At 69.4% G+C, this 15,358-nt stretch carries 10 protein-coding genes; 6 read left to right on the top strand and 4 right to left on the bottom strand.

What is annotated here, in order from left to right:
* Positions 1-2: 2 nt before the first annotated feature.
* Entirely contained in the window at positions 3-2,468 is a 2,466-nt protein-coding gene (ptsP, locus tag D1610_RS02940) for a phosphoenolpyruvate--protein phosphotransferase (protein ID WP_118862968.1), read from the bottom strand.
* A 170-nt stretch (positions 2,469-2,638) separates the two neighbouring features.
* Positions 2,639-5,284, bottom strand: a complete 2,646-nt coding sequence (locus D1610_RS02935; RefSeq protein WP_118862598.1) for a TonB-dependent receptor — start codon at positions 5,282-5,284, stop codon at positions 2,639-2,641.
* A 229-nt stretch (positions 5,285-5,513) separates the two neighbouring features.
* Here D1610_RS02935 and D1610_RS02930 point away from each other — a divergent pair, with 229 nt between their 5' ends.
* A complete protein-coding gene (locus tag D1610_RS02930) occupies positions 5,514-6,542 on the top strand; it encodes an SIS domain-containing protein (protein WP_222926915.1) in 1,029 nt (342 codons plus the stop codon).
* On the top strand, positions 6,539-7,708 hold the full coding sequence (nagA, locus tag D1610_RS02925; protein WP_118862597.1) for an N-acetylglucosamine-6-phosphate deacetylase: 1,170 nt from the start codon (positions 6,539-6,541) through the stop codon (positions 7,706-7,708). Before D1610_RS02930 ends, nagA begins: the two co-directional genes overlap by 4 nt.
* Here the strand turns inward: nagA and D1610_RS02920 are convergent.
* Both D1610_RS02920 and D1610_RS02915 read right to left on the bottom strand, forming a co-directional pair.
* Entirely contained in the window at positions 7,698-9,026 is a 1,329-nt protein-coding gene (locus D1610_RS02920) for a sensor histidine kinase (protein ID WP_118862596.1), read from the bottom strand. The genes nagA and D1610_RS02920 overlap by 11 nt on opposite strands.
* Positions 9,016-10,413 carry a sigma-54-dependent transcriptional regulator gene (locus tag D1610_RS02915; RefSeq protein ID WP_118862595.1) on the bottom strand — a complete coding sequence of 466 codons (1,398 nt, stop codon included), beginning with the start codon at positions 10,411-10,413 and terminating at the stop codon, positions 9,016-9,018. Before D1610_RS02915 ends, D1610_RS02920 begins: the two co-directional genes overlap by 11 nt.
* Before the next feature lie 155 nt (positions 10,414-10,568).
* Between D1610_RS02915 and D1610_RS17500 the strand changes: the two genes are divergently transcribed.
* The 4 genes from D1610_RS17500 to D1610_RS02900 are packed head-to-tail and all read left to right on the top strand — an operon-like array spanning position 10,569 to position 15,353.
* Complete coding sequence (locus tag D1610_RS17500) at positions 10,569-10,700, top strand: hypothetical protein (RefSeq protein ID WP_281268941.1); 132 nt, start codon at positions 10,569-10,571, stop codon at positions 10,698-10,700.
* 6 nt (positions 10,701-10,706) lie between these two features.
* A complete protein-coding gene (locus tag D1610_RS02910; RefSeq protein WP_245941952.1) occupies positions 10,707-12,176 on the top strand; it encodes an efflux RND transporter periplasmic adaptor subunit in 1,470 nt (489 codons plus the stop codon).
* Positions 12,177-12,187: 11 nt separating this feature from the next.
* Positions 12,188-12,868 carry an ABC transporter ATP-binding protein gene (locus tag D1610_RS02905; RefSeq protein WP_118862594.1) on the top strand — a complete coding sequence of 227 codons (681 nt, stop codon included), beginning with the start codon at positions 12,188-12,190 and terminating at the stop codon, positions 12,866-12,868.
* A gap of 22 nt (positions 12,869-12,890) precedes the next feature.
* Complete coding sequence (locus tag D1610_RS02900; RefSeq protein WP_118862593.1) at positions 12,891-15,353, top strand: ABC transporter permease; 2,463 nt, start codon at positions 12,891-12,893, stop codon at positions 15,351-15,353.
* Positions 15,354-15,358 lie beyond the last annotated feature (5 nt).

Genomic DNA, 15,358 nt, shown 5'->3' with positions numbered 1-15,358 from the left:
CCCTATTCCTCCAGCATCGCGCGGACGGCTTCGGCTGTGCCCAGCGCCAGCGCGCGGCGGGCGAGCGCACGGCAGTCCTCGGTCCGGAGTGCTCGGACCGCCGCCTTCAGCGCCGGAACCGCCGCCGGGCTCGCCGAAAGCTCGGTGACGCCCAGTCCGATCAGGATCGCCGCCGCCCTGGGGTCGGACGCCAGCGCCCCGCACACGCCCAGCCAGCGCCCATGCGCCGCGGCGCCCTCACCCGCCAGCGTGATCAGCCGCAGCACGGCCGGGTGCAGCGCGTCGATCCGCCCGGCCAGCGCCGGATTGCCGCGATCGGCGGCGAGCGCATATTGGGTCAGGTCGTTGGTGCCGACCGACAGGAAATCGGCCTCGGCGGCGATGTCGTGCGCCAGCAGCGCCGCCGCCGGGGTCTCGATCATCACCCCCAGCGGCGGACGATCGCATCTGACTGCGGCCGCGGCCTCGTCCAGCATCGCCCGCGCTTGGGCGAATTCGCCCCGGTCGACGATCATCGGCAGCATGATGCGGCATTGCTCCTCGGGCACGCCCGCCAGGATCGCGCGGAACTGCGCTCTCAGCAGGTCGGGCCGCGCCAGACTCAGCCGGATGCCCCGCGCGCCCAGCGCCGGATTGTCCTCGGGCGGGAAGGGCAGATAGGGCACCGGTTTGTCGCCGCCGATATCGAGCGTGCGGACGATCAGCGGGCGTCCGCCCAGCGCCGCCGCGATCGCCGCATAGGCCTCACGCTGCTCCTCTTCGGACGGCGCTTCGGCGCGGTCGAGGAACAGGAACTCGGTGCGCAGCAGCCCGCACCCCTCGGCCCCGGCGGCGACCGCGCGCGTCGCGTCATCTAGCGAGCCGAGATTGGCGAAGATCTCGATCCGCGCGCCGTCGGCGGTCACGCAATCGGCGTGCGCTGCCTCCACTTCGGCCGCGCGGCGCTCCCGATGGGCCGAGAGCCGCGAATCCATGGCGGCCCTTACCGCCGCATCCGGCGCGGCGTCGAGCGTGGCGGCGTCGGCGTCGAGGATCACCTCCGCCCCCTCGTCGATCGCGAGCACGCCTGCGCCGGCCGCGACCAGCATCGGCACCCCCGCCGCGGCGGCGAGGATCGCGACATGCGATGTCGGCCCGCCGCCCGCGGTGCAGATGCCCCCAATCGCCGCCGGGTCGAGCGAAAGGAACTGCGACGGCAGCAGCTCTTCGGCGATGACGATCGCGCCGGCCGGCGCGGCGGGCGTCGCGGGAGTCTCACCTCCCAGCAGCGCGGACACCACCCGGCGTTCGACGTCGATCAGGTCGGCGATTCGTTCGATCAGCAGCGGATCGCCGGTCGCGCGGATCGTCTCGGCGTAGCGCCGCGTCGCGGCCCGCCAGGCCCAGCCGGCGCTATGGCCGGCGGCGATGTCCGCCCGCACGGCTGCGATCAGGTCGGGATCGTCGAGCAGCGCGCGATGCGCCGCGACGATCGCCCCGCCCTCGCCCTCGGCGGTGCGGGCGAGCGCGGCATCGACCTCGGCCAGCGCGCGGTCCAGCGCGGTCAGCTCGGCCGCGGCCCCTGCCCCTCGCTCGGGCACCGCGATATCGGGAATGACGAGATGAAAGGCCGGCCCCACGGCAAGCCCCGGCGCCGCCGTCACCCCGCGAAACACCGGCCCGCTCGACGGCGCCGCCACGGCCGTCCGCCGCTCTTCCCCGGCCGGTTCGCCGGCCTCGCCCATCCCGCCTTCAATCAGCGTGGCGATCGCCGTCACCGCCGCGCGCGAATCCGCGCCGCGGCCGACGATCGCCACGCTGTCGCCGTGCCTGAGCCCGAGCGAGAGCAGCCCCACCGTGCTCCGCGCATTGCCGGCGCGGCCATGCGCCTCCAGGCTCACCTCGGCGGAAAAACCCTTGAGCGCCGCGGCGATCCGCGCCGCCGGCCGCGCGTGGATGCCGTGGGCGAGGGGGATCACAAGCTCGCACCGCGCCGTATCGGGGCCGGTGTCGGCCTGCGCCGCCGCGCCGCCCACCGCACGCACCGTGAAGATCGCGTCGCCTTGCGCGACCTTGCGGTTCGTCGCCAGCCCGTCGATCGCGAACCCCTCGTTCGCCACCGTGATCGGCGTCAGCAGGCTCCTGGCGCCGCGCGCGACCGCATCCAGATCGATCTCGATCAGCGGCGTCCCCGCCTCCACCTCGTCACCCGCCGCAACCAGCGCGGTGAACCCCGCGCCCTTCAGCGCGACCGTCTCCAGCCCGATATGGATCAGGATCTCCGCGCCGTTCTCGAGCCTCAGCGTCACCGAATGGCGCGACGGCGCGACCGCGCTGACCACCGCGTCGCACGGCGCGCGCACGATCGGATCGAGCGGATCGATCGCGATCCCGTCGCCCATCATGCGTTCGGCGAAGACCGGATCGGGCACCGCGTCCAGCGCCACCGCCCAGCCGGCGAAGGGCGCGCCGAGGCGGATTTCGGTCATCGGGTCATCGGCCGCACTGGATTGATTGTCCGAAGCGCCGCCTCCTTCATATCCCCCCGTCCAATCCTCTGTCTCCAAATCGCTGGTTCGCATCATCACGGGCTTTGACGAAAAGGAAAGTGCGGTGCTGCGGATCCGGGGCCGGCGACGCGCGCCGGCCCCGGATCGGTTCAGAAGCGGAACCGGGCGCCCAGATAGAATTGGCGGCCATTGTCGTAGATGGCGCGCGGCCGGTTGGGCGTGCCCGAATATTGCACGATCTTCGCGTTGGTCAGGTTGATCGCCTCCGCCGTCAGCGCGACATTCTCGGTGACGTTGACGCTCAGCGAACCGTCGAGCGATTCGGTCGATTCCTGGTTCAGCGGCGCGGCGCGGTCGATGTTGATGAAGAAGCTCGACCGGTAGTTATACGAAAGCCGCGCGCTCAGCAGGTCGTTCTCGAAATAGCCGGTCAGGTTGACGGCGTGCTTCGAATTGCCGGGGATCGGATCGCCATTGTCCGCTTCCGCGTCCGAATAGGTGTAGTTGGCCTGCACGCCGAACCCGGCCCATAGCGGGCGCGACAGCTGCAGCTCGAAGCCCTTGTTGACCCCGCCGGGGCCGTTGACCGGCCGGTTGACGATATAAGGGCAGTCGTAAAGGCCCGGCGTCGTGGTCGGCGTGCAGCTCGCAGGCTGCGTCCCCGGCAGGAACTGCCCCGGAAACACCTCGGTGGTGCTCCCGTTGACCACATAGGACAATATGTCCTTGTAGTAGATCGCCGCCGCGATGATCGTCTCGCGATCGGGATACCATTCCAGCGACAGGTCGTACTGGTTGGCCCGGAACGGCTGCAGATCGGGATTGCCGCCGGTCGCGGTCAGGGTCGTGCCGTTCAGGTTGATGCCCGGCGCGATCTGGGCGAAGTTCGGCCGCGCCACGGTCCGTCCGGCCGCCATGCGCAGCACCACCTCGTCGGACAGCTCGAAGCGCAGGTTCGCGCTCGGCAGGACGTCAGTATACGATGTTTCCACCGTCTGCGGGGTGAAGTCGCCGAACGGGCTCTCGTCGGTCGGGTTTGGGCCGCCCAGTATATTGCCCGATGCGGTCTGGTCGGTGCGGATCACGCGAACGCCGATATTGCCGTCCCAATTGTCGCCGCCGAACATCGCCATGCCGTAGCCGCCATAGGATTTCTCGTTGACCTGGAAGGTCGATCCGGGAACGATGAAGCGCGTCCGGTTCGCCGCCGGCTGCGCGCGGAAGATGCGCTCCAGCGCATCGCGGTCGACCATCCAGTAATCGGTCAGCGTCCCCGCTTCCCTCACATTCTCCAAAAAATCGTCCGGCGTCGGCCCGCCCGCGAAATCGGCCGCCGTGCAGGCCACGCTGCCGCACTGGAGCGGCAGGAACGCGCCGCCGTTGGTGCTCATCCACAGCGATCCGCGATCGTGATCGGTGTATTTCAGCCCGAATTTGAGGGCGGTCAGCGGACCCCAATCGAGGCCGTGCTGATAATCCAGATAGGCGTATTTCTCCTCGTCGTCGCTCTGCACCGTCGGCAGCCGCGCGAAATCGATCAGCATGCCCGCGGGCGATGTCGGGTCGGGACTGGTGAACGACACCGAAGGCGCGCGTCCGCGCAGATCATAGCTGAACGAGCCCGGCGCCGCGGTCTCGAAGAAGAATTCGTCGACCGTATCGCCGTTCGCCCTGGTCCATCCTCCTTTGAGGTGCACGAAGGAGTTGTCGCCGAACCGGTAGGTGAGATCGATATCGGCGGCCATCGTCTCGGCGAACGCCTCGCGCGCGATGGCGTCATAGACCACCGCCCGGCTGCCCGGCAGCGACGTGACCGTACCGGCGACGACCGTGCCGTCGACGATCGTGGTGTCGGTCAGCGTCCCCCCGTCGGCGATCGCGCGGTCGGGCCAGGCAAGGTAGTTCTGGTTGTAATTGTCCGCGCCGAAGCGCGAATAGAGGCCGGTGATATTGATCTCCAGCGCGTCGGACGGGCGGAGCTGGATGCCGATATTGCCGCCGTACCGTTCACGCTCCTGCGTGAACAGCGCCGATCCGATCAGCAGCGGCACCGAATTGGTCCCCGCGGCCCCGCCCGGATTCGAATAGCCGAGCACCTCCACGCCGTCGCGGCGGATCTCGCGCTTCTGATAGATGCCGCCCAGCAGGATGCCGAAGGTCTCCGCCTCGTTCTTCCAGCTTACCAGGCCCGAGACCTGGGGATCGATCTTGTCGGCCAACTCGGAATAGACCATCTGCGCCGAGGCGGAGACGGTGAACGCGTCGAGATCGAGCGGATTGCGCGTGTGGACGTTGATCGTGCCGCCGACGCCGCCTTCCTCCACATCGGCCTGCGGGCTCTTGTAGACCTCGATCCGGCCGACGATCTCCGAAGGCAGGGTCAGGTAGTTGAAGCTCCGCGTCGAATCGAGCTGGTCGAGGATGAACCAGTCGGCGGTCGCGATCGAATGACCGTTGACCAGCGTCTTGGTCAGGTTCGGCGCCGTCCCGCGCAGCGATACGCGCTCGCCCTCGCCGAACTCGCGGTTGACGACGATGCCCGGCACGCGCTGAAGCGCCTCGGCGACGTTCTTGTCGGGGAACTTGCCGATATCCTCGGCGGTAATGACATCGGCGATGACGTCCGAATTCCGTTTGGCGTCGATCGACTCGCGGATCGACCCGCGGATGCCGGTCACGATGATCTCGTCGCCTTCCGCCTGGTCGGCGGGCGCATCTTGTCCGAGCGCGGGACTGGCCAAAGCGGCCAGGATCGCGACGCTGGCGGACCTCAACAGGACCTTGCGAATGCTCATCTCTCTCTCCCTAGGCATCGCGGCGCAGATGCTTCCAATCTGCTACCAATTGAGTACCAATCACGCTACACTCTTCCAGCTTGGTCGTGTCGTCAAGAGGGTGAGATGAGTTTTCGGTTTAAGACGGTCCAAATTTAACTGGCAAAAGGTATTTTATTGGTCATATATGGATATGCAGGGTGAGGGGCTTTGGGGATTTCATGGGTTTTGCCGGAATGAAGGCGGCCGGATGACCGACACGTCGACACGAATGTTCGCGGAGGCGGCCGAGGCGGCTGAGGCCGTGAGGACTCAGCATCGTGCGAACGCAGCTCTGGTCGCCGGGATCGCGGCGCGGCTGCGGGCCGATCTGCCGGCGGCGATCCTCACCTGCGCGCGGGGCAGCTCGGATCATGCCGCGACCTACGCCAAATATCTGATCGAGACGCGGCTCGGCACGCTCGTCGCCTCCGCCTCGCCCTCGGTCAGCTCGCTCTACCGCGCGGCGCCGGCCGACGCGCGCACATGCTGCCTGGCCATCTCGCAATCGGGCCGCAGCCCGGACCTCATTGCGACGGTGGAGGCGGCGCGATCGGCGGGGGCCGCCACGCTGGCGCTGGTCAACGCGCCCGATTCGCCGCTCGGCGCCGCCGCCGACATGCTGCTGCCGCTCCACGCCGGTCCGGAGACCAGCGTGGCGGCGACCAAGAGCTACATCGCCGCGCTCGCCGCCATCGCCGATCTCGTCGCGGCATGGGCGCAGGACGATGCGCTCGGCGCCGCGCTCGACGGGCTGCCCGATCGCCTGGCCGAAGCCTGGCAGGCCGACTGGTCGCCACTGGTCGAGCAGCTGGCCGGCGCCCGGGGACTGTACGTCATCGGCCGTGGGCTCGGGCTGGGCATCGCCCAGGAGGCTGCGCTCAAGTTCAAGGAGACCTGCGGCCTTCACGCCGAGGCGTTCAGCGCGGCCGAGGTGCGGCACGGGCCGATGGCGCTGGTCGGTCCCGATTTCCCGCTGCTCGTCTTCCGCCAGTCGGACGAGACCGGCGCGGGGATCGACGCGCTGGTCGCCGAGACGCTCGCCCGCGGCGCGCCGGTGCTGGTCGCGGGCGACGGACCGGCGGGGGCGATCCGCCTGCCGTCCGCCGTGGCGCATCCGGCGATCGAGCCGATCCTGCAGATCCAGTCCTTCTATCGCGCGGTCAATGCGCTGTCGCTCAGGCGCGGGTTCGATCCCGATCGCCCGCCGCACCTGCGCAAGGTAACGGAGACGGTATGACGATCGCGCTCACCGGCGGACCCATCCTGCTCGATGGCGGCTTCGTCGAAGGCCGGGCCGTGCTCGTCGAGGGCGAACGCATCGCCGCGATCGTCGCGGATGGGGACATTCCCGCCGATGCCCTGCGCCACCGCCTCGAAGGGCGGATGCTGCTGCCGGGCTTCATCGACGCGCAGGTCAATGGCGGCGGCGGCGTGCTGTTCAACGATTCGCCGACGGTGGAGGCGATCGCCGCGATCGGCGCGGCGCATCGCCGCTTCGGCACCACCGGCTTCCTGCCGACGCTGATCAGCGACGATCTCGCCGTCGTGCGGCGCGGCATCGCCGCGGTCGAGGAGGCGATCGCGCGCGGTGTGCCGGGCGTGCTCGGCATCCATATCGAGGGGCCGTTCCTCAACGTCGATCGCAAGGGCATCCACGATCCGGCGAAGATCAGGTCGCTCGACGCGGAAGGCATCTCCACCGTCACCAGCCTGAAGGCGGGCCGCACCCTCGTCACGCTGGCGCCCGAGCAGACCACGCCCGCGATGGTCCGCAAGCTGGTCGACGCCGGCATCGTCGTCGCCGCGGGCCACACGGACGGCAGCTATGCCGATATCCGCGCCGCGCTGGACAGCGGCATGACCGGCTTCACCCACCTGTTCAACGCGATGTCGCCGCTCCGGGCCCGCGAGCCCGGCGCGGTCGGCGCGGCGCTCGACAATCTGGACAGCTGGTGCGGCATGATCGTCGACGGCCGGCATATCGATCCGGTGACGATGCGCATCGCGCTTCGCTGCAAGCCGCTCGATCGCTTCATGCTCGTCACCGATGCGATGCCGAGCGTCGGCATGGCCGACAAGAGCTTCATGCTGCAGGGACATGAGGTGCGCGTGGTCGACGGCGTGTGCGTCAATGCAGACGGCACGCTCGCCGGCTCCGATCTCGACATGGCCGGTGCGGTGCGCAACGCCGTCGCGATGCTCGGCGTACCCCTCGCCGCCGCGGCGCATATGGCTAGCCGCCATCCCGCGGCGTTCCTCAGGGTGGACGACAGGATCGGCCGCATTGCTCCCGGCTGCCGCGCCGATCTGGTGATCGCGAACGACGGGATGACGGTCAGCGAAGCGTGGATCGGCGGCGCGGCGGAACGCTATTCAGCGGACGAACGCCGCCTCACGGCATGATGATCCGCATCACGGCGCCCTCGGTTCCGTCGACCACTTCGATGGTCCCCGAATGCGCCACCACGACCTGTCGGGCGAGATTGAGCCCGACGCCGTTGCCCTTCGCCCGGGTCGTGAAGAAGGGCAGGAAGATTTCCTGGCGCAATCGCGGCGGAATGCCGGGGCCGTTGTCGATCACGTCGATCCAGCTCTCCCCGTCGGGTCCCCGGATGATATTCAATGCGATGCGGGGATCGGGCGTGAAGCTGGTCGCGGCGTCGACGGCGTTGCGCAGCAGGTTGATCAGCACCTGCGTCATCAGGTCGAGATCGGCGTCGAGCGATAGATCGGCCGGCTCGACCCGCACCTCCAGCGACAGGTCGGGCCATTCGGCCTTGAAGAGCTGCGCCAGCTCGTCTGCCCAGGCGGCCGCGGAGAAGCGCTGGCGCTTGATCTCGGGGACGCGCGAGATCGCCCGATAGCCTTCGATGAAGTGCGACAGGCCCTCGGCCCGGCGCGCCAATGTGCCGATCGCCAGCCGCGCATCGTCGAGCCGCGGATCGGACCCGAGCTCGGGATCGGCGAGCAACCCCGCGGCGGTCGCGGCGAGCGATGTGACCGGGGTCAGCGAATTGAGGATCTCGTGCGTCAGCACGCGCACCAGATCGGTCTGCGCCGCCATCTCGACGGTGTCGAACGCGCCCTGCGCCGGCTGGACCGTGACCGCGCGGACGCTGGCGCCCAGCCGTGAGACCTGCGCGGTGCGGACGATCGCGCGCTGCGCCCGGCCGCCGATGTTGAGCAACAGCGTTTCCTCGGCCGCGCCCTGGCGTTCGAGCCGGGCGGCGAAACTTGCGCCATAGGCGGCGTAATCCTCCGGGCGGGCGCCGGTCGCCTCGCCGAACAGGCGCCGCGCCGCCTTGTTATGGGGTTCGACCGCGCCGGTCTGGTCGATCACCAGCAGCGCCACGGGCGCGTCGTCGAGCAGCGCCTGGACGAAGCGAAGCTCCTCGGTGCCGGCATGGCGTTCGGCGCGCAGCCGGGCAAGCGCGGTGTCGAACGCCTCGGCGACCTCGGCGAAGCCCGAACCGCCGCCGATGTCGAACCGTGCGCTGGCGTCGCCGACGCGCAGCGTCTCGACGAAGCGCGCCAGGACGCGGTTGGTCCTGAGAACATAGACCCACAGCGCCAGGGTCGCCCCGACGACGGCAAGCGCGGCGACGATACGCGTCGCGGCCAGCCCGCTGACCCGCCACGAGAGGGTGAGCGCGACGATGGCGGTGATGAGCGCCGCCACCCGCCAGGCGAGCCCGCGCGCGAAAGCCGCGTCAAAGCCCATGCTTCTCCATTCGGCGGTAGAGCGCGGCGCGCGACAGCCCCAGATCGGCGGCGGCGAGCGAGATGTTGTAGCCGTGGCGCTGCAGGGCCGCCTCCACCAGCCGGCGCTCGACCCGATCGAGATTGAGGTCGGCCGGCGCATCGAGCCGCGGCACCGCCGACGGCGCCGGCCCCGCGGACCCCGTGCGCAACGGGAAGTCGTCGGGCTGGAGCGGCGCGTCCCCCGCCAGGATGACCGCGCGCTCGATCGCGTGGCGCAGCGCGCGCACATTGCCCGGCCAGCCGTGCGCCGCCACCGCGTCGCGCGCCGCGTCGCTCACCATCGGCACCGGTCGCCCATATCGCCGGGCGTAGATTTCGAGGAAATGGTCGAGCAACTCGGGAATGTCCTCGCGCCGCTCGCGCAGCGGCGGCAGCTCGATCTCCACCGTGTTCAGGCGGAACAGCAGATCCTGCCTGAAGTGCCGTTCGTCGTGCAGCCGGTCGGTGGCGAGGTTGGTCGCGGCGATCACGCGGATATCGACCGGCACCGGCTGGTTGGCGCCGACCGGCGTCACCTTGCGCTGCTCGAGCACGGTCAGCAGCTTGGGCTGCAGCCTCAGCGGCAGGTTGCCGATCTCGTCGAGGAACAGCGTCCCGCCGTCCGCCGCCTGGATGCGGCCCATCCGGTCGCCGCGCGCGTCGGTGAAGGCGCCCTTCACATGGCCGAACAGCTCCGAATCGATCAGCTCCTCGGAGATCGCGCCGAGATCGACGGTCAGCATCACCCGGTCGGCGCGGCGCGACTGGCGGTGCAGCGCGCGGGCGACCAGTTCCTTGCCCGTGCCGTTCTCGCCCAGGATCAAGACATTGGCCTCGGTCGGCGCGGCGCGGGCGATCAGCGCCTGGACATGGCGCATCGCCGCGGATCGGCCGAACAGCATGGCGTCGGGCGCGGCCGCGCTGGCGATGGTCGCCACCTTGCCGCGCTCGGTCGCGACCGCGCGCCGCGACCGGCGCAGCGCCGCGGCGGTGCGCGCGGTCGCCAGCAGGCGCTCGTTGGACCACGGCTTGGACACGAAGTCCGTCGCGCCGTGCTTGATCGCGGAGACCGCGACCTGCACCCCGGCATGGGCGGTGATCATCACGATCACCATGTCGGGGTCCTCGGCCAGCAGCCGGCTCAGCCAGGCCAGCCCCTCGCTCGCGTCGGTCGCGCCGCGCGCGAAATTCGCGTCAAGCAGGACGAGATCGGGCGAGCGCCCGGCGAGCGCGGGCAGCGCGTCCTCGGGCGTGCGCGCGGTCAGCACCTCGGCGAACAGCTGCCGCAGCAGCAGCCGCGCCGCCACCAATATGTCCTCGTCATCGTCGACGACGATGCAAAGATCGAACTCCGGCCCCGTCCCCATCCTGTCCGCTCTCGTACAGCCTGTGTGCGGAATCGGACAATCAATTTGCGTGCCAACCTGCCGCCGCGCGACGCCCGCCGCCGATTTGCGCCTCTTTTCGAACTTGGCACGCGGAGTGCTTGGCGCCCGGCACAACGGCTTTGTCCAGGGAGGACATGATGATCACCGCCGGCTTTCGCATCCTGAGCGCCATCGCCGCGCTCGCCGCAACCACCTGCCTCGCGCTTGCATCCGCGCCGCCGGTGGTGACCGCGGCCACCACCGCAACCGTCTCCCGATCGGCTTGAGCGCTCATGCTGCGCGAACGCCACGAGCTGACCTGGCAGGAATATCTGTCCGCTTTCGAACGCCCGTGTCCGAAACCGGACAGTGTCGGCCGGGTCGGCGCGCGGCGTGCGGGGGAGACGCCCGCTCCGCGGTCTGGCACGATCGTTGCTGATCAGGACGGCATGGGCGTGGTACGCATGAAGCAGCAGGGAAGCGGGGGCGATCGCCCCCAAAGCGGCAGCACGATGGATCGCGTGGTGGAAAGCCGCGCGCTTTCGATGCGAACCAAGATAGCCATCGGCGGCGCCGTGTTGCTCGCCCTCGCGCTGCTGTTCTATTTCTTCGCGCCGAGCGCGGGGTCGCAGACCATCGGCGCCGATCGGGTCAAGATCTCGCAGGTGACGCGCGGCGCCTTCGAGGATTTCATCCCGCTCCGCGCGCGTGTCACGCCGCTCGTCACCGTCTATCTCGACGCGATCGAGGGCGGCCGGGTGGAGCAGGTGCTGGTCGAGGACGGCGCCAGCGTCGTCAAGGGCCAGCCGCTCGCCATCCTCTCCAATGCGGAGCTTCAGCTCTCGGTGCTCGCCCGCCAGACCGAAGTAACGCAGCAATTGAACTCGATGCGCAGCCAGGAGCTCGCGCTCGCCCAGACGCGGGTCGCCAACGAGCGCGCGGTGCTCGAGGCGGAGACCGCAGCGCGCAAGGCGCAGCGGCAATACAGCCGGGAGGCCGCGCTCGCCGAACGCGGCTTCGTCGCCGCCAAGACCTTCGCGGACACGCGCGACGAATATGACTATCAGCGCCGGCGCGTCGCGGTGCTGCGCCAGGGCCAGGCGACCGACGAGCGGTTGCAGGCGAGCCAGCTCGCCCAGCTGCGCGCCTCGGCCGATTCGCTCGAATCGAGCCTCGCGCTCGCGCGCGCCAATCTCGACGCGCTCAACCTGCGCGCGCCGGTCACCGGCCAGCTGTCGGGCTTCTCGATCGAGCTCGGCCAGTCGCTCTCGCCCGGCGAGCGCATCGGCCAGATCGACAGCCCCGGCCGCAACAAGCTGGTCGCGGGCGTCGACGAATTCTATCTCGGCCGCGTCGAACCCGGCCAGCGCGCGGTGATCGATTGGGGCGGCAAGCGCTATCAGGCCAAGGTCGCCAAAATCTATCCGCAGGTGCAGAACGGCCAGTTCCAGGTGGACCTGCAGTTCATCGGCGCCGAGCCCGCCGACATCCAGCGCGGCCAGACGCTGCAGGCGCGGCTGACGCTGGGCGATCCGGCGCCCGCGACGCTGATCCCCAACGGCGCCTTCTATAACGAGACCGGCGGCAACTGGGTGTTCGTCGTGACCCCCGACGGGTCGTCGGCGGTCAAGCGCCAAGTGCGGCTCGGCCGGCGCAATGCCGAGATGATCGAGGTGCTCGAAGGGCTCGATCCCGGCGAGCGCGTGATCACCTCCCCCTATACCGGCTTCGCCGACAAGGACCGGCTCGACCTCACCGAATGAAAGGGACTGCAATGCTCAGGATGCGCGAACTCACCCGGGTCTACCGGACCGACACGGTCGAAACGGTGGCGCTCGACGCCATCGATCTCGATATCGCCGAGGGCGAGTTCGTCGCGATCATGGGGCCGTCGGGCTGCGGCAAGTCGACCCTGCTCAACCTGATCGGCATGCTCGATTCGCCGACAAACGGCAGCTATGTGTTCGACGGGACCGAGGTCGCCGGGCTCGATGAAAGCGCGCTCGCGCAGATCCGCAAGGCGGGCATCGGCTTCATCTTCCAGAGCTTCAACCTGATCGACGAGCTGACCGTGCGCGAGAATGTCGAGCTCGCCCTGCTCTACCACGACGTGTCGGCGGCCGAGCGCAAGCGGCGCACCGACGAGGTGATGGACCGCGTCGGCATCGCCCACCGCGCGCGCCACCGGCCGACCCAGCTTTCGGGCGGCCAGCAGCAGCGCGTCGCCGTCGCCCGCGCACTGGTCGCCAATCCGCGGCTGATCCTGGCGGACGAGCCCACCGGCAACCTCGACACCAGCCATGGCGACGAGGTGATGCGGATGCTCCAGCAGCTGAACGCCGACGGCTCGACCATCGTCATGGTCACCCACTCGCCCGCCCATGCCGATTACGCCACGCGCGTGGTCAACATGCTCGACGGCCGCATCCTCCAGGAACGCCGCCGCGCGGCCTGAGGCGCATTGGGGGGAACGATCGATGTGGCGGAACACTCTGGTGATGGCGGTGCGGCTGATGGCGCGCAACCGCCTCTACACCGCCGTCACGATCGGCGGGCTGGCGCTCGGGCTCGCCGGGTGCCTGCTGATCCTCACCTATATCCGCTACGAGGCGAACTACGACGCATGGCTGCCCGATAGCGACCGTATCCACCAGGTGCAGACGACGATCCACCCGCCCGGCCAGGCGGATGTCCATACGCAGGCGAGCCCGTTTCCGCTGGACGATCTGTTGCCCGGCGGCTTTTCGCAGATCGAAGCGGTGACGTCCGTCGCGTCTGGAAAGACCGTCACCGAGCATGACGGTCAACCCATGTTCCTCGACGCGACGACCGTCGACGGGGATTTCTTCAGGGTCTTCGCCCTGCCGTTCGTCGAAGGCTCGGCGGCGACCGCGCTCCCCGACACGAATTCGGTCGTGCTGACCGAGAGCGAGGCGATCCGGCAGTTCGGAACCGCCGACGTGCTGGGCAAGTTGCTGAGCCTCGGCGCGGGTCCGGGCAAGCGGGACTATCGCGTCAGCGGAGTGCTGCGGGACCTGCCGGGCAACACCAGCCTGCGTCTGGGGATCATGTATCGCCGCGATGTCGACGGGATCCCGGCGGAGATGCGGGGTTGGGGCAATTACGACCAGCAGCATTATGTCAGGCTGCGCGACGGCGCGGCTGCCGCCGCGGTGAACGCCGGGCTTCCCGCCTGGAAGAAGCGGATGTGGCCGCCCGAGATGCTGGACGGCAAGCTGGTTTCGATCGCCGACGCGTTCGAATTCCGGCTGGTGCCGCTTCGCGACGTCCACCTGGGCCAGGCGCAGGAGGCGGCGCTCACGCCGGCGGGCGATCGCCGAGCGCTCGCCACTTTCGCCGTCGTCGCGCTGCTGACGCTCGGCATGGCGCTGATGAACTTCGTCAATCTCTCCACCGCCCGCTCGACCCAGCGGGCGCGCGAGATCGCCTTGCGCAAGGTGCTGGGCGCGACGCGCGGACAGCTGATCGTCCAGCTGCTTGGCGAATCGTTGTTGATGACGGCGATCGCGATGCTGCTGGCGCTCGCCATGGCCGAGCTCGCGATGCCCTGGATCGGCGCATGGGTCGGCGCCGATCTGGCCATGGCCTATATCGGCGAAGGTGGCATGCTGCTTCCCGCCGCCATCCTGTTCGCGCTGGCCGCGCTGCTGGGCGGCCTCTATCCGGCCTTCCACGTCAGCCGGTTCCGGCCGGCGACGGTGCTGCGCGCCAACATGTCGGCCGCCGAGACGCCCGGCAGCGGCCGGCTGCGCGCGGGTCTGGTGGTGCTCCAGTTCGCCATCGCGATCGGCCTCATCGTCTGCACCTGGGTGATCTATTCGCAGACGCGCTACGTCCAGACGATCGATCCCGGCTATCGGCGCGACGGGCTGGTCCAGATCGACAACGCCTGGCGCTTCACGCAGGGCTCCGAATATCAGGCCGCTCACGCCGCGATGCTCGCCATCCCGGGCGTCACCGGGGTCGGCCGCACCGGTCTCGGGCTCGCCGCGCCCGAAACCTCGACCCGCCTGATGCGCGCCGCCGGCGCACCTCGGCACGTCACGATGGAATTCTACAGCACGGACGCGGAATTCCTGCCGACGATGGACATAGAGCTGCTCGCCGGGCGCATGCTCGGCGACCGGCACGCCGCCGACCGGATCGCCGGCGAGTCCGAAGCCGAGCTCGTCGCGCGCGGCATCAACGTGGTGATCAATCGCGCCGCCGCGGCCAAGCTCGGCCATCGCACCCCCCGGGCTGCGGTCGGACAGGTTGTCGAGATCGCATTCGGCGGGTGGGCGATGGTCCCCTCGCGGATCGTCGGGGTGGTCGAGGATACTCGCTTTGGCACCGCGCGCGACGCGATCGAGCCGATCGTCTATGCCTATGATCCGGAGCATACCAGCCAGGTGCTCGTTCGCTACGCCGCGGCCCGTCCCAGCGAGATCATGGAAGCGCTCGACGGGGTTTGGCGCAGGTTCGAACCCGAAATTCCGTTCGAGGCGCGCTTCGCCGACGACATCGTCGCCGAGCTCTACGCCGCCGACCGCGCGCGCGGCGCGCTGTTCGCGACATTCTCCGGCCTCGCCGTGCTGATCGCCTGTCTCGGCCTCTACAGCCTCGCCTCCTTCACCACCCAGCGGCGCACCAAGGAGATCGGTATCCGCAAGGTGCTCGGCGCGCGCGTGCGCGACATCGTCCGCCTGCTCGTCTGGCACTTCTCGAAGCCAGTGGTGATCGCCAACCTTGTCGCATGGCCGGTCGCCTGGTGGGCGATGCGCGATTGGCTGAACGGCTTCGATCTGCGCATCGGGCTCGGCCCCGGACCGTTCGTGCTCGCGGGCGGACTGGCGCTCGCCATCGCGATCGCGACGGTCGCCGTGCACGCGCTCCGCGTCGCCCGGACCAACCCCATCCACGCGCTCCGTTACGAGTAGGACCA

The sequence above is a fragment of the Sphingomonas gilva genome (genome assembly GCF_003515075.1).
Lineage (GTDB): Bacteria > Pseudomonadota > Alphaproteobacteria > Sphingomonadales > Sphingomonadaceae > Sphingomonas > Sphingomonas gilva.
The sequence above is the reverse complement of the archived record's forward strand: the minus strand, read 5'-3'. Positions and strand labels throughout refer to the sequence as shown.

Bases quoted from the DNA above. Each gene is read 5' to 3' on its own strand.
- D1610_RS02900 (WP_118862593.1), top strand. From the start codon at position 12,891: ATGTGGCGGAACACTCTGGTGATGGCGGTGCGGCTGATGGCGCGCAAC.
- D1610_RS02920 (WP_118862596.1), bottom strand. From the start codon at position 9,026: ATGGGCTTTGACGCGGCTTTCGCGCGCGGGCTCGCCTGGCGGGTGGCG.
- D1610_RS02935 (WP_118862598.1), bottom strand. From the start codon at position 5,284: ATGAGCATTCGCAAGGTCCTGTTGAGGTCCGCCAGCGTCGCGATCCTG.
- D1610_RS17500 (WP_281268941.1), top strand. From the start codon at position 10,569: ATGATGATCACCGCCGGCTTTCGCATCCTGAGCGCCATCGCCGCGCTC.
- D1610_RS02905 (WP_118862594.1), top strand. From the start codon at position 12,188: ATGCTCAGGATGCGCGAACTCACCCGGGTCTACCGGACCGACACGGTC.
- nagA (WP_118862597.1), top strand. From the start codon at position 6,539: ATGACGATCGCGCTCACCGGCGGACCCATCCTGCTCGATGGCGGCTTC.
- D1610_RS02915 (WP_118862595.1), bottom strand. From the start codon at position 10,413: ATGGGGACGGGGCCGGAGTTCGATCTTTGCATCGTCGTCGACGATGAC.
- ptsP (WP_118862968.1), bottom strand. From the start codon at position 2,468: ATGACCGAAATCCGCCTCGGCGCGCCCTTCGCCGGCTGGGCGGTGGCG.
- D1610_RS02930 (WP_222926915.1), top strand. From the start codon at position 5,514: ATGACCGACACGTCGACACGAATGTTCGCGGAGGCGGCCGAGGCGGCT.
- D1610_RS02910 (WP_245941952.1), top strand. From the start codon at position 10,707: ATGCTGCGCGAACGCCACGAGCTGACCTGGCAGGAATATCTGTCCGCT.